19 protein-coding genes are annotated in these 14,738 nt (G+C 41.6%); all 19 read left to right on the forward strand.

The window, feature by feature from the left end:
- The first annotated feature begins 55 nt into the window (after positions 1–55).
- The 19 genes from Q1K34_RS15085 to Q1K34_RS15175 all read left to right on the forward strand — a co-directional run bounded on the left by Q1K34_RS15085 (position 56) and on the right by Q1K34_RS15175 (position 14,737).
- On the forward strand, positions 56–580 hold the full coding sequence (locus Q1K34_RS15085; RefSeq protein WP_300440662.1) for a hypothetical protein: 525 nt from the start codon (positions 56–58) through the stop codon (positions 578–580).
- Between the two features lie 4 nt (positions 581–584).
- A complete protein-coding gene (locus Q1K34_RS15090; RefSeq protein WP_300440665.1) occupies positions 585–716 on the forward strand; it encodes a hypothetical protein in 132 nt (43 codons plus the stop codon).
- A gap of 14 nt (positions 717–730) precedes the next feature.
- Positions 731–883 carry a hypothetical protein gene (locus Q1K34_RS15095; protein ID WP_300440670.1) on the forward strand — a complete coding sequence of 51 codons (153 nt, stop codon included), beginning with the start codon at positions 731–733 and terminating at the stop codon, positions 881–883.
- Positions 880–1,389, forward strand: a complete 510-nt coding sequence (locus Q1K34_RS15100) for a hypothetical protein (protein WP_300440672.1) — start codon at positions 880–882, stop codon at positions 1,387–1,389. Before Q1K34_RS15095 ends, Q1K34_RS15100 begins: the two co-directional genes overlap by 4 nt.
- Positions 1,390–1,392: 3 nt before the next feature.
- Complete coding sequence (locus Q1K34_RS15105; RefSeq protein WP_300440674.1) at positions 1,393–3,435, forward strand: terminase gpA endonuclease subunit; 2,043 nt, start codon at positions 1,393–1,395, stop codon at positions 3,433–3,435.
- A gap of 120 nt (positions 3,436–3,555) precedes the next feature.
- Complete coding sequence (locus Q1K34_RS15110; protein ID WP_300440677.1) at positions 3,556–4,794, forward strand: hypothetical protein; 1,239 nt, start codon at positions 3,556–3,558, stop codon at positions 4,792–4,794.
- A gap of 2 nt (positions 4,795–4,796) precedes the next feature.
- A complete protein-coding gene (locus Q1K34_RS15115; protein WP_300440679.1) occupies positions 4,797–5,252 on the forward strand; it encodes a hypothetical protein in 456 nt (151 codons plus the stop codon).
- A gap of 1 nt (position 5,253) precedes the next feature.
- A complete protein-coding gene (locus Q1K34_RS15120) occupies positions 5,254–6,330 on the forward strand; it encodes a major capsid protein (protein WP_300440682.1) in 1,077 nt (358 codons plus the stop codon).
- A 16-nt stretch (positions 6,331–6,346) separates the two neighbouring features.
- Positions 6,347–6,703, forward strand: coding sequence for a hypothetical protein (locus Q1K34_RS15125; RefSeq protein WP_300440685.1), 357 nt, complete (start codon positions 6,347–6,349; stop codon positions 6,701–6,703).
- A 3-nt stretch (positions 6,704–6,706) separates the two neighbouring features.
- Positions 6,707–7,093 (forward strand): hypothetical protein, encoded by a 387-nt coding sequence (locus tag Q1K34_RS15130; protein WP_300440687.1) that lies wholly within the window; start codon positions 6,707–6,709, stop codon positions 7,091–7,093.
- Positions 7,078–7,680, forward strand: coding sequence for a hypothetical protein (locus Q1K34_RS15135; RefSeq protein WP_300440690.1), 603 nt, complete (start codon positions 7,078–7,080; stop codon positions 7,678–7,680). Before Q1K34_RS15130 ends, Q1K34_RS15135 begins: the two co-directional genes overlap by 16 nt.
- The gene (locus Q1K34_RS15140; RefSeq protein WP_300440693.1) at positions 7,677–9,203 is read left to right on the forward strand and encodes a hypothetical protein; all 1,527 of its coding nucleotides are present in this window, start codon (positions 7,677–7,679) and stop codon (positions 9,201–9,203) included. The genes Q1K34_RS15135 and Q1K34_RS15140 overlap by 4 nt, the downstream gene beginning before the upstream one ends.
- Before the next feature lie 19 nt (positions 9,204–9,222).
- On the forward strand, positions 9,223–9,627 hold the full coding sequence (locus Q1K34_RS15145; protein ID WP_300440696.1) for a hypothetical protein: 405 nt from the start codon (positions 9,223–9,225) through the stop codon (positions 9,625–9,627).
- A gap of 71 nt (positions 9,628–9,698) precedes the next feature.
- Complete coding sequence (locus tag Q1K34_RS15150; RefSeq protein ID WP_300440698.1) at positions 9,699–10,160, forward strand: hypothetical protein; 462 nt, start codon at positions 9,699–9,701, stop codon at positions 10,158–10,160.
- Positions 10,145–10,336 (forward strand): hypothetical protein, encoded by a 192-nt coding sequence (locus Q1K34_RS15155; RefSeq protein WP_300440701.1) that lies wholly within the window; start codon positions 10,145–10,147, stop codon positions 10,334–10,336. Before Q1K34_RS15150 ends, Q1K34_RS15155 begins: the two co-directional genes overlap by 16 nt.
- Positions 10,337–10,345: 9 nt before the next feature.
- On the forward strand, positions 10,346–12,298 hold the full coding sequence (locus Q1K34_RS15160) for a phage tail tape measure protein (RefSeq protein ID WP_300440704.1): 1,953 nt from the start codon (positions 10,346–10,348) through the stop codon (positions 12,296–12,298).
- Positions 12,298–12,774 (forward strand): hypothetical protein, encoded by a 477-nt coding sequence (locus Q1K34_RS15165; RefSeq protein ID WP_300440707.1) that lies wholly within the window; start codon positions 12,298–12,300, stop codon positions 12,772–12,774. The genes Q1K34_RS15160 and Q1K34_RS15165 overlap by 1 nt, the downstream gene beginning before the upstream one ends.
- Complete coding sequence (locus Q1K34_RS15170) at positions 12,771–13,946, forward strand: baseplate J/gp47 family protein (protein ID WP_300440710.1); 1,176 nt, start codon at positions 12,771–12,773, stop codon at positions 13,944–13,946. The genes Q1K34_RS15165 and Q1K34_RS15170 overlap by 4 nt, the downstream gene beginning before the upstream one ends.
- Positions 13,946–14,737: a hypothetical protein gene (locus tag Q1K34_RS15175; protein ID WP_300440712.1), complete on the forward strand. Its 792-nt coding sequence runs from the start codon at positions 13,946–13,948 to the stop codon at positions 14,735–14,737. Before Q1K34_RS15170 ends, Q1K34_RS15175 begins: the two co-directional genes overlap by 1 nt.
- Position 14,738 lies beyond the last annotated feature (1 nt).

Below are 14,738 nucleotides of genomic sequence, written 5' to 3' on the forward strand. Positions count from 1 at the left end.
TCGAAGTCATATTTCCAGGAAGAAACTGATAAAAAACAAAGAGGGGTATATTGACATGTCTCACCCAACTAACCAGATGTACGTGACGGAAAACCGTTTATCATCTGAAGGGAATGTTGCAACGGCTCCCCCGCCGCCCAGGGTAAGGAAATCTGAAATTGAGCATAAATCAGATATTCCGCGTAGAAGTGCCGAGGCAGAATCAGATCCCGGTAGCATTACCGGCCTGGCTCTTCGGGAAAAGAAAGCCAAAACGCTCAAGGTGGAACGTGAAGCGGAGCTGCACCGGTTGAAAATTCAGAAAATGCAGGGGGAACTGATGCCGATAGATCTTGTGGAACGTACCCAGACGATAAACATACAGAGTATTTTCCGCTCGTTCGAATCTGCTTCAGAGAATATCGCTTCCATCTACAATGAACGCTTGGGAGGTGACCGGGCTTCCCTGGCAGAAATGATCACCCGTATGCGTAAGGAACTGGAACGGGCCATAAGGGCAGCTGAAGAAAAATCTAAAGAAGAAATTAAAGGTTTAATGGCTGAATATGCCGCGACACGCAGACGTGGCGAAAAGAAATAATTTTATGAAAGACAAAACAAAATGTACTCACAACAATCAAACTACAATTGTTTTAAATGCTATTTGTGGTGTAGAAATTGTTGCTGAAAAATGCCAGGATTGCGGAGAGTTAATTAAAAAAAGATTCGAAAATTAAGTTATAAACTTATTATGCCAGATTTTAGATTCACTTATAAAAACCCGAAAAGCGATAAACCCTGCAGGGATAATATCCTTTTTGAAGCCGATAACAGGGAAGATGCTATCGCATTATTTGAATCGGATTTCCCGGAATTGAAATGGTATATAATCACAGAATTATGAAAAATACATCTAAGCAACAAATAAAAGATTTTCCGGTTTCACCAAGTAGAATGATTCCGGTATTAGATTTCATAAACCATTTACGAAATTCAGATAAATACATTGAGCATATATTCTTGAAAGGTAGTTGCTATAAGTTCCATTTATTATTAAAAAAATTATGGCCTGAAGCAGTTCCTTTTATTCATGAGAATAAAGATCATGTTGTTAGCAAGATTGGAGAGTTTTTGTATGATATCAAAGGCAGGATCCCGGTGAAATATGAAATTCTTTACGATGAACTTCAGGATGAGGAATTAGAAATGGTTCAGAATTGGAGTTTTTATAGAAACAATCTTTTAAAGCTTACTGATTGCCCTGTTTGTGATGAACCTTTAACAGATATGCACATTGAAGGAATTAACAAAATTAAATACTGTCAGTGTAATTTTGCCATGGTTAATAGAAACCAAAAGACTCAAAAAGCCTATTGTTTTGGTTGCGGAAAAGAAATAAAAGAATTTTAAAAAATGACCGAAACCGATAACATCCTGGAAGAAACCTACTTCGATATCCATGAAAAGATATTCCAGTTTAAAACAGTTAAGCAGGTCCCTTCCCACTGGGTAGAAGATAATATCTATCTAACTTCAGATATGTCCCGGTACCAGGGGCCGTTCGATTATGGGGTTTCCCCGTACAGCCGGGAAATTATAGATTGTCTTTCGCCAGATTCACCGGTTCAGATGGTTTCGGTGATGAAATGTGCGCAAAGCGGTTTGACCATGGGGGTTATCCTGCCTTCCCTTTGCTATATTATTTCAGAAGCTCCAAATAACGTGCTGTTTATGGCCGGGGATAAGGAACTGGCAAAGAATTCTGTAAGGACCAGGCTGGATCCTATGATTCAGAATGCGGGAATGTCACACCTGTTAAGGCCAAATGTGGTAAGAAAAAAGAATCAGCGGACGGGAAATACCGATTTCTCTAAAGAATTTGCCGGTGGACAGCTCATTGTGGAAGGTACCCAGAATGCCGATAAGATGCGGCAGTTTTCGGTTAAGTATATTTTTGCAGATGATTGGGAAGCCGCCCCTACCAAAGATAAAGATGAGGGTTCTATTCGTAAACTGGTGGAAGGCCGTGCCACTTCCTTTGGGAACATGGCCAAGATATTCTATATCTCCACCCCTGCGGTAAAACAGACTTCCAACATAGAACCGGTGTACGATCTGGGCGATCAGCGTAAATGGCACTGGGAATGTCCTAATTGTGAAACCTATATCCCGGTAGAATGGCGAATAGAAGTAGGTAAGAATGAATTTGCAGGGATAAAATATAAGCTTTTCGAAGATGGAAAGTTAGATGAAACTTCCGTTCACTATCAGTGCCAGAAGTGCGGCGGTAAGATCATGGAGACTGATAAGCACAAGCTGAATTTAAATGGCCAATGGATTCCAACAGCCACACCCGCACGGCCATACTACCGCAGTTATTACCTGAATGCGCTTATTATCCCACCGGGATTTACCTCATGGATAGATCTTGTGTACGAATGGCTGGAAGCCAATCCTTCCAACGGGCAAAAGGATATTGAAAAGCTCAAAACCTTTATGAACATCCGCTTGGGCCAGACGTGGATGGAGACCGGGGAAAGCCCCCGCGTAAATGAACTTATGAAGAATACCAGGTCTTATCTTCCCGGTGTGGTGCCAGATATTACCTGTGATGAAGATGGCAACGGACAAATAGAACTTCTTACACTGGCCTGTGACCTTAACGGGATCATGGAACCTGGCAATGAAGATGTGCGTATGGATTGGGAAGTGGTCGCGCATACTACTTCAGGGGTTACCTATTCCGTAGATCAGGGAAGTATAGGGACTTTCAAACGGGATCGTGATAAGACCCGAAGGGAAAAAGAGCAGGATATGTCCCGGGAACGATGGACGGCCAGCCACGGGATGCCAAACAGCATTTGGCCCGAACTTCGTTTTTTGATGGAAAAAGAATGGCCCGGTGAAAGTGGCGAACTAAAAACCATTATGATCTCAGGTGTAGATACGGGGTTTTGCACGAATCTGTGTAACGATTTCATTATGAACAATGATGATTTGTTAATTGTGGGAATTAAAGGCCAGGCTGAAAAGGATTACAGAACCATGCAGAAAGATTCTCCACGCATAAGACAGTCCAGGCAGGAAAACTTCTTGTACATTCTTGAATCGAATGTGTTGAAAGATGAGATCGCTTCTTTTATGAAACTTCAGAAAGGGAATGATGATCACATGCCGTTTGGTTTTATGAATTTCCCGCAACCACAGGACGGGAAATATACCATGGCCGGTTATTTCTCACAGTTTGAAAGTGAACACCGTATAGAAGATATCAAGAACGATCAGGTAATAGGGTTTAAATGGGAAAAAAGGAACTCCCAGGTGCAAAACCACTTTTGGGATGTCAAGATATACAACCATGCGTTAACATATATTTTGATGGATATGTTCAAAAAGAGCGATAAAAACATCAAACACAACCTTACCTGGACGGAATTTGTTGAATTAATTGCTTAATCTTCTCTAAAATTAAGTTAATAACTTATTAAATATTTGTAATTATTTGATTTTAAATAAAATAGGTTAGAAAAAAATTACAAATAAGCCCTTTACTTTTGATTCAAAGGTTTTTCATAAATGAATTTTGGTTTAGCAAGAGAGATTTACGGGGTGTCACCATGGCATGTGGATGTGGAGACGCTCCCTTCTCTGTTGTCTATCGTAGAGAATCACCCCACCATGGAAATTCCGGAGGTTCAGTATAACACCCCGGCATATCTCGTTTTTAACGATTCCAAACTTATTTCCCGCCCTTACCAGTTAAGGAACACAGATAATTTTACCGGCATTGGCTTAATTAACATTAACGGGCCTATAACCGTTTCAGGAGGTGCTTCCAGCATGGGAATGAGACAGGTGAGATCGATGATGCTGGAAATGAGCAATGATAACAGGATTAAATCCTTTTTGGTTGTTGGTGACAGCGGTGGAGGATCATCTGCAGGCGTAGAGATCATGACAGATACTATCTCGCTGGTTAGCAAATCTAAATCTGTTTATGGGATCATTGAAAAAGGCGGTATGGCATGTTCTGCCATGTACGGTATCATGTCTGCCTGTAAAGCCATTTATGCGGAATCTGAAATGAGCCTTGTGGGATCGTGCGGAACCATGATGCAGTTTGAAGGCCGTGCGGCCAATTCAGAGCATGAAGGTAAAAAACACATCAGGCTATATGCTTCCAGATCTACCGAAAAGAATAAAGAGATTGAAGATGCGCTGAATGAGGACAATTACAAATTGCTATACGACAATCTTCTAAATCCTATCAACGAACGTTTTTTAAACCTTATAGAATCTAACCGCCCGGCTTTAAAGGCTTCCGGTTTCGATACCGGTAAGGCCCTTTTCGCTAAAGATGCGGTTGGGACTTTCATAGACGGTATCAAATCTATGGGCGAAGTGGTTCAAATGATAGAACAGGAAATAAAAATGCCTACCCCGGCAGGAAGGGGAATTAATTCAATAAATAATCATGTTATGACAGTAGATCAGTTAAAACAGGATCACCCCGAAACTTATAATTCAATTTTTAAGGCTGGGGTTAAATCCGAAGCAGGCAGGACAAAAGCCTGGATGGTACACGCTGAATCCGATCTTGAGAAAGTCAAGAGCGGTATTGAAAGCGGTGAAGAGATCTCTTCTGCAGATACGCAGGAGCTGATCCTTAAAAGTTTTTCACGTCAACACGTGAAAGACATGGAAACAGAATCAGTAACAGATGTGAAAACCGAAGAATCTAAAGGTTCTGAAGGTGAGAAGTCTGAGCTTGATCAGTTTAATTCGAAGTTGGACGAAATGCTTAAAAACGCGTAATAATGGCTAAGATCACACAAAGAGACGCGACAAGAAACCAAAGCGCTGCAGATTTTCTAAGGTGCGAACATATTTTCTTGTTCGACAATCACTACCAGGCAGGTGTTTTTAAGAATACCACCGGTGCTGAATTGACATTAAAGGCAGGTTCGCTGGTTAAAAGGGGGACTACTGCAAACGAACTTGTACCGGTAGGGGCAGATCTTACTTTGGTAGATACCATAGGGATCGTTTTTATCGAAGAAGATATCGTATTGGCTGCTAATGAAACGGCAGATATCCATTATGGTATAGACGGAGCTATAGATGAGACGAAACTGGAACTTCCGGGAGCGACTACTATAGATACTTTCCCTACTGATGGTACTACAACATCAGGTAAAACAGTAAAAGATTTTCTACATGCCCTTGGCTTCCAGCTTGAAGGTTCTGTAGATAACACTAAATACGACAACTAAGATGGCTATTACACTTAATCAACACAAGGAGAATATAACCAAAAGGATCATTGGAAGATTCTCAGATAGCGTTGCGCCAAAGTTGGGGCTTTCAGCCTGGTTTCCTTCTACAACTACTACCTCTAAACAGGTAAGTATTGAGGTTCAGAGAAACAGGGCTTTAATTGCCGCTGATGTGAAGCGCGGAACTTCCGGAAACCTGAACACCTTCGGAAAAGACACCGAAAAGATTTACGTTCCTCCATTCTTTAAGGAGAAATTTGACCTTGCTGCACTGGATGTGTATGAAAGGACTTTCGGACAGGGAATGAATCCGGGTATGAACGAATACCGTAGCATGCTGGATACTGCCAATGAGAAATTGGAATCCTTGAGGTACAAGATAGATCGTTCTAAAGAATTGCAGCGTTCCCAGGTACTTCAAACCGGTATTGTAACCATGAAGAATGGGGATGCAATAGATTTCAAGCGTAAAGCTTCTTCTATTGTAGATCTTGGAGTGGGTAATTACTGGGCAGATGCTGGTACCGATCCTTTTGCAGATCTTGCTGAAGGGGTGAAGTTCATTCGCCAGGAAGGGAAGTCCGGTTCACGTAGCTACGATTGTATTATGGGAGCTTCTGTAGTGGCAGCCTTCCTGAACAATGCCAAAGTAAAGGAATCTGCAGATTTCCGTCACATAAAGGTGTTGGAAATTGGTACTACCATGTTCGAAGAGGTAACAGGACTTAATTTCCATGGCCGTATTTCCCTTAAGAACGGTAATATCGATATCTGGACCTATGATGATTACTACGAGAATGCAGACGGTAGCAATTCAGAATATATCGATGAAAAGAACGTGGTTCTTTTACCACGTGACTTTAAAGGAAAACAGGCTCATGCCGGTGTACCTGCAATCATTAGAGATACTCAGAACGCTGAGTTCCCTGAATGGATCAGGACGGTAGCTACTGAGTATTACATTCACAATTATGTAGATCCTGAAGCTGCGGCTCACATGTTCGCAATCCTTTCTGCTTCACTTGCGGTACCGTTTAGTGTGGACAGGGTTTGGACAGCGAAAGTATTGGCGTAACCTAAAAAACTAAATCATGTCACAGAAAAAATACAAGGTAAAAGTTATACAGATTCTTCTTAAGAACAACAAACTGGCTAATTCCGGTGAGGTTGTTAGCGAATCTCAGTTAAACGGGAACGCTGAAGAGCTGGTAAAAGGAGGTTACATCAAACCTGTGGACGGTAAAAAGTCTGCTAAAGATGATAAGAAAGCCGAAAAAGAAGCTTTTGACAAAGCTTTTGAAGCCGGTGAACTGGATGCAGATCAGTTGGATGAGATCACTATAAAAGAGATCAAAACTTATGCTGATAAGCACAACCTTAAATATGACGATCAGGCTGTAAAGGCTGATTTGATTAAGGATGTTCTGAAAGGAGAAAAATCCGAATAGTAAATGTCAGGCAGCATCTTACAGGCCGCAAAGGCTGATGCAAAAAAAATTATCACTTCAGGCGGGTTTGAAGTGGACATAACACTCTCAACCCCGTCTGGTGATAAGACATTTTTAACTACTGGATTAGGCTCCAAACACCATTTAAGTTTTGATACAGATGGCATGCCAATGAGTTCTAAACAGGCGCATGTGTGTGTAGATGAACAGGTTCTTTTAGATAATGATTACCCGGTAAGGAACGCCAACGGTGAAATAGATCTTTACAAGCATAAGGTTTCTTTTAAAGACAGTTCGGGTATAGTGAAATCATACGTAGTCAGGGAGCAGTTCCCTAACGAAACATTGGGACTTATCACTTTAATTCTTGGAGATTGGCAGCAATCATAGAAAATATCATACCGGAACAAAACTTTGAAAAAGTAGGTCAGCAGATTGGGGCAATCCTTCAACTGGAATTGAGCAATCAAAAGACCTTACAGAATTTCACTGAGCCGGTAGATGTTTACCTGGAAAGGATGGACCCGCCTAACGATCATGAAAAGATATTTGTGAATGTTTTATACAGCGGTACCAATAATAATGAGGACAACCAGAAAAGATCTCAGGGGAACGTTAACTATTATGTAGATGTGTATTCTACAGGTAAATCTTCAGAAAATAGGTCGGGCGATCTTGATTCTAACGTACGCTGCAATAAGTTCCTTGGGATGATACGCTATATACTTTCATATACGGGATATAAAACACTTGGATTCGCTCCTGGTTTTATCGGTAACGTATCTGTGGAAAGTATAGAAAAAGGCTCCCCGGAAAATGTAGATACTAATTACACTACCATGGGACGCATTACATTATCTGTAAGAATGATTGAAGATCAGGAACTGGAAACAGGACCTGTTTTATCTGAAGCTTTAACCGGTGTGAAACTGGATTTAACTGAAAAAGGTTACCAATACAAAACAATTAAATTATGACAGCAATTTCAACCGCCGTTGGACTGGAAAGAAGATCTCGAACCAGCGGTTATAAGATAAAGAAAGGTTTCTTTGAGCCTAATACACCAAACCTGGCGCAGATAGTAGCTGTGTTGGGCGAGGCTAACACCGCAAATCAAGCTAATCTGGACACCGATCCTTTTGAATTTACATCTGCCCAGGAAGTAGGTGAAAGATATGGATATGGTTCCCCACTTCACCAGGTAGCCCGTATTTTAAGGCCTTCAAATTCTGAAGGTATTGCCGGGATTCCCACAGTGATCATTCCGCAGGTTTCAGATGTAGCTGCAAGTGCCACTTCACATGACTGGACCGTAACAGGGGCTGCTACAGAGAACGCCACACATTCTTTAGTGATATCGGGCCGTAGAAATGTAGATTTTCAGGAATACTCTTTTACAGTAGTAAAAGGTGATAGTGCTGAAACCATTGCACAAAAAATGGCAGATGCGGTGAATTCCGTATTATCCAGCCCGGCAACTGCTACGGTAGATCCTTTAACTCCAACCATTGTAACCCTTACAACCAAATGGAGCGGAGCTACCAGTTCAGAACTTAAAACAAGAATTTCCATAGGCAGCAAGCCAGCAGGAATAACTTATAGCCAGTCTAGTATCACCGCCGGTGCAGGAGCGGTAGATCTTGCAGGTGCTTTAGGGCATTTTAATAATGTGTGGTACACCTCTGTAATTAATCCTTATACCGCTCACCTGGATACGTTGGAACAATACAATGGCATTCCGGATCCTGAAAATCCTACAGGTCGATATGAAGGCACCACCTTTATGCCCTTTATGGCTTATTTCGGTTCCACTTTAGACGATAAAGATGCTTTGGCAGCGATCACAGATGCGGCTGCAAGGGTAGATCAGGTAACCAACGTTCTTTGCCCCGCCCCAAAATCTGAAGCTTTCCCATGGGAAGCAGCGGCCAATGCGGTACGTGTTTTCGCCCGTATTATGCAGGATAACCCTCATTTGGATATCAATAACAAATCCTATCCCGATATGCCGGTACCGGACAATGGGAACATAGGCGATATGTCTGTGTACAATAACCGGGACTTTCTCGTAAAGAAAGGATGTTCCACTGTTATATTGGACAACGGGGCCTATAAGGTACAGGATTTCGTTACTACTTACCACCCTGCAGGGGAAAGCCCTTTACAGTATGCGTATGCCCGTAATTTGAACTTAGACTGGAATGTTTCCTTCACTTACAGGGTGATCGAGAATGTTTCTGTAAAAGATCATGTACTGGTTGCAGACGGACAGGTAACAGGTGTGGATAAGGCCATTAAACCTGCAGAATGGAAAGCAGTTCTTTCCACGCTATTTGAAGACCTTGCAAACAGGGCATTATTGAATGATCCTGAATTTAGCAAGACCAGTCTTCAGGTACAAAGAAGCACGGCAAACCCGGACAGGTTTGAAACTTCTTTCAGGTATCGCAGAACAGGTATCGCACGAATTGAAAGCACGGATGTTGAAGCCGGATTTTAAACTTTAAAAACAGATAATTATGAAATTTTTAGGTGGAGATATAACCGAAATAGTTTGCAAGCACCCCTCGCTTGGAGACTTTAGATTCCAGACTAAATCCAACGAATCCTATACCATGGATAAAGGCGGCTATCGTAATAACGATGATGCTAACCAGGTAACGGGCGGTGGTCAGGCAATCTGGCAAAAGAACCGTGTACGTTGGAGCCTGGAAGGCCCCATATTAGAAGATCTTACCCAGAACGAAAAGAACATTGAGGTTCTGGCAGAATCTTCTGAAGAAGGTACCTGGATCATTTCCCATATTAGCGGTGCTATATGGCAGGGAAAAGGCAATGTGGTTGGTGACCTTCAAACAGATACCAACAACGTGCAAAAAGCAATGAAAATTGCAGGTGGAGGTAAACTTGAACCTGTAAATTAAAATTACTCCAATATCTATTAATTAAAAGCCTTAGCGCATAGTATGGCTAAGGCTTTTTTAAAAACAAAAAAATGAGCAAAGTAGATTCAAAAAAACAGGAAGATCAAAAATCAGTTTCTTCGGAAATGGCATTAAAAGAACTGAAGAACTTCCTTAAAAAACATAAGTCAAAGGAATTCAGAAGAGGTCAGTTGACAGATGATAAAATTAGAGAAGATTACGTTGATGTTCTGGAAGCCATAGAAGACGGTTTACTCGTTTTCGACGATAAATTACACCCAACATATACACTGGAACATCCTCTGTATGAAAATTCAGATAATCCTGATTTGGTTGTAAAACAGGTTAATTTCAGGTCCCGTGTAAAGGCCGCTGATAAAACCCTTATCATGGACGGCCTTGATTTCGAAAAACAGCGAGGTACTTATGTAGTTAAATTACTTTCCTACATCACCAAATTGAGCATTACCGATATCAAACAATTGGAAAATGAAGATTTTGTTATACTTAATCAGCTTTGCTCGGTTTTTTAAGTAGGTGTCTATTTGATGTTCCTATAGATGCCGCTATAAAAAGTATCGTACAGGAATATCATTGGGCACCGTCAACAATAGATGAGATGTATCTGGACGATGCAGATCATCATGGAATTTACTACTGGTATTACCATCTTGAAAAGGTAATCGAGGAAATGAAGAATAAAAAATAAAATCTATCAATGGCCGCTGAAATTAAAGTCCCCACGGTTTTTACAGCTCGCGATAAGTTCTCGGCTGTTATGAAGCAAATGACATCTGGAGTTTCCAGGTTTGCCAAGAATTCCGGTGCGGACATTGACAGGTTTGATCATAAAGTATCCCGTTCGTTTAGAAAATTAGGAAGTTTAGGTGCATTGGCATTAGGTCTCACATTGGGAACGATGTTCACCAATGCTTTTAACGATGTCACAGATTATGAGACGGGACTGGTAGGAGTTTCTAAAACTACCGGTATTGTAGGTAAAGACCTGGATACATTAAGTGATGACATTCTGGATCTATCCAAAGAAATGCGGGGAATTTCCGCTTCTAGTCTTACCGATGTTGCACAGGCCGCAGGTCAGTTAGGAGTTACAGGATCTAAGAATATCCTGATATTTTCAGAGACTATGGCCAAGCTTGAAAAATCTTCAGATATCGCAGGTGAAGAAGGTGCCGCTTCCATAGCCAGGTTATTAAATATAACCGGTGAAGGTGTAGGGGTAATAGATCAGTTTGGGGCTTCTATTGTTGGTTTAGGTAACTCTTCAGCCGCTACCGAAAGTGAAATTTTATCTGTAGCAAGTGAAGTAGGCCGTGCCACCGCTGCATACAAACTTCAGGCAAAAGAAATACTTGGAATTTCCACTACTTTAAAATCTTTGGATGTTAGACCTGAAGCAGCCGGTACCGCTGTTGGTAAAGTATTTCGTGGAATTGAAATGGCTACCATACAGGGCGGTAAAACCTTACGTAATTACGGTAAGGTAATGGGAATGACTTCCAGCGAAGTTCAGAAAGCATTTGCAGAAGATCCTCAGAAAGCATTTACCATGTTCATCAAAGGATTGAACAGGATAAGCAATGAAGGTGGTAGTGTAGCAAAGGCACTTAGTGATGTTGGATTAAGCGGGGAGACTGTTTCAAAAGGTATTGTCCCATTAGCTACCAATTTCGATTTACTGAATGATAAGCTGAAGCAATCCAGTGACGAATGGAATAAAAACACCGCTTTAAATAAAGAATTTGATGCAGCCAGTAAAACGGTTAAAACGGGTCTGGCAGATATTAAAGATGAGTTTACCAATGTTATTTTAAAACAGGCTACCGCAGGTTCCGGTCTGGATTACCTTCAAAAAACACTATTCTTTGTTGCAGATAATATGGATATGGTAGTTGTTTCCGGGGTTGCTTTGGTGGGGATGTATGTAGCTTTGAAAGCTATTGTCTGGGGAACTAAAATAGCGACTGCAGCCTATAATGTGGTATTAGGTATAAATACCGCAATAACTCAAAAGAACAAACGTGCCTTAATAGGAAATACCGTAGCTCAGGGAGCTTATAAAGTTGCTATGGCCGCCGGTGCTGCATGGACCTGGATCGCTACAGCCGCCACTACCGCTTTTGGTGTGGCAATGAATTTAAGTTTATGGCCTATTCTGGCTATTGTAGCGGGAATTGTAGGGCTTATTCTAATAATTAAAAACTGGTCCACAATTACAGACTGGTTTGGTAAGAAATGGGAGCAGTTCACTAAATGGATTTCAAAACTTTGGGGCGGTGTTACAGATTTCTTTAGCGAGTTCGATTTCAAAGCTTTCTTTATGGATATAGGGCAAAGTGTTTTGAAATATTTATTGATGCCCATTACCGGCTTATTAAAACTGCTGTCCATGCTTCCGGGGAAAGTTGGGAAACTGGCTTCCATGGGACTTGAAGAAATTGGAAATATAACCGGCGACTTGAATGTTAATAATAATGGAAACGGAGTACTTCCAAGTACTACACAAACAAGTTCAGAGATCACCAGGGAAACCGTACAACGTGGCAGGCTGGATGTAAACCTTAATGACCCCGGCAATAATGTAAAAGATGTGGAACAATCCGGGAACTTTGATTTTCCACTGGTAACAACAACACAGGGACGTAGATAATGAGCAAGGATATCCTACTATACGAAAACGGTACCGGCGGGGAAATGAAAATCATTTCCGGGGACCTTGTGTTAACTGAAATACTTTTTAACCAGGTGTACCTTGCTTTTTTCGGTGGTAACCTGCAAGCCAATACCAAAGGCAATGAATTACCAGATCAGCAGCGTTTTGATTATTGGGCAAATTCCCTGCTGTTTAACGGTCAACCGGCAAAGCAGTTTAACAGCAATCTGGAAAGAGCGTTGGGAGAAACCGTTTATAATAGTTCCGGGCGTATTGAAATTGAGAACGCCGCGAAAAAAGACCTGGAAGTTTTAAACGGTATAGTAAATACGGATGTTGAGGTTTTCATCCTTTCGGAAAGCAGGCTGAAAGTCACCGTTTACCTTTCAGGATTAAATAATAATGAGCAGGGGGAACTTCAGTTTATCTGGAATAATGCAAAGCAGGAAATAGTAATTGAAGAACAAATATGAACCCAACACCTACCATACAACAGTTAAACGATCAGATTTCAAAAGATTTAAAATCTAAATTAAATCTTTCAGACGATCAGTTACGGAAAGTATTAGCTGCTTTTTCCGCGGTTTCTGCTGCCCAGTTCAAACTGGCATATTTATACCTGGCAGATATTCAGAATAACCTTTTCCCAGATACGGCAGATCTGGCCGTAAACGGTGGGGAACTGGAAAGGTTTGGCCGTATCTATTTAAACCGGGATCCTAACCCGGCAGCCGCGGGGGTATTTAATATTTCGCTTACCGGTGTGAATGGTTCGGTGATCCGTTCCGGCCTGACTTTTAAATCAAATGATGATGCAAAGAATCCCGGCCAGTTATTTGTTACCGATGCGGAATATATCATGACCGGTACCAATGATATTATTGAAATACGTTCCCTTAAGGGAGGTGTGGAATATGACCTGGAGATAGGTAATGAGCTTACGATCACAGAGCCGGTAATTGGTGTGGAAAAGACCGTAACAGTTGCTGAGGTTGTTGCGCAGCCAAAAGCACCGGAATCTGTAGAAGATTACAGGCAGGCTATTCTGGATGCTATACAATTGGAACCACAGGGCGGGGCAAAGACAGATTATATGATTTGGGCCAAAGATGCTCAGGGAGTACGTAGGGTATATCCTTATGTAAAAAACACGAATGCAGGAACGGTACAGGTATTTGTAGAAGCCACTATAGAAGATTCTACAGATACACTAGGAACGCCTTCACAGGCTTTACTGGATGAGGTCGCTGCGGTTGTTGAACAGGACCCGGACGAAAGTAAACCGGTATTTGAACGGGGCCGCCGTCCTATACAGGCAGCACTTGAAGTTTTACCGATTGTTCTGAGACCGGTAGATGTGGACATAACCGGGCTTAATGAAAATACTACTTCTATACAGGATGGTATTCAGACCAATATCAGGGAATATATCCGAACGGTACGCCCGTTTATAGACGGTGCCGACCTGTTAAGGAATAAGAATGATATTCTCTATGCGGCCAGGCTTCAGAGCGTGGTGACAGATGTTTTGGAAAGCTCCAATTTCTTTACAGATTTTGTGGTAAAAGTGGACGGTGTTCCAATGACTGCAAATCAGTTTTCAGGTGCTGACATTCCGTATTTAAGGGATATAAATTATTTGTAATGTACGAAACAACGGCAAATAGTACGCAATTTGGATATAAGACCCCGCACGGGTCTAAAACCCCTCATAAATATCCGCAGACTGAAGAGTTCAGTTATACCGATATATTTATGAATTTAGTGGATGATCTATATCCCACTGGCCGTGCATTTGTACTTCCTGAAAATGGAGTTTTTGAAAGGCTGCATGAAGGATTGAATGTTTCATTTCTAAGGCTGGTAAATGAATCCCGGTTAACATTGGATTCCAATATACCGGATAATGGCAATTTCACCGCACAGGATGCCGAACTATGGGAGTATAGATTAGGATTAACGGTAAACCCACCAATCCCGTTGGAAGCCCGGAAACAAGCTATAAAAAGAAAAATGGCCTATCCTTCCAACCAGAAGAACAGGCAGCATCCTTTATTTATACAGAACCAGTTACAAATTGCCGGTTTCCAGGTGTATATCCATGAGAACGGATTTATGGAGAACGGGGAGCTTGTTTATAAACAACCGGACGATATTATAGATTTGGGATTTGAACCTACTCAGCACGGGGAAGAAACCCAACACGGGGAAGGTATTCAGCATGGTTCCGCAGGTTTTGAAGTGATCGCAAACAGGATAAGCAATGATAATTATGGCGTTGGGGATGCTAATCTTTGGGCCACTTTTTTTATCGGCGGGGAAACATTAGGGCAGATGGCCAGCATTCCGGAAAACAGGCAAAAAGAATTTAGGGAGTTGGTTTTAAAATTGAAACCGGCCCACACAGTTGCATTTTTATTTATCAATTACAACTAAT

It is taken from the genome of Christiangramia sp., assembly GCF_029937855.1.
Classification (GTDB): domain Bacteria; phylum Bacteroidota; class Bacteroidia; order Flavobacteriales; family Flavobacteriaceae; genus Christiangramia.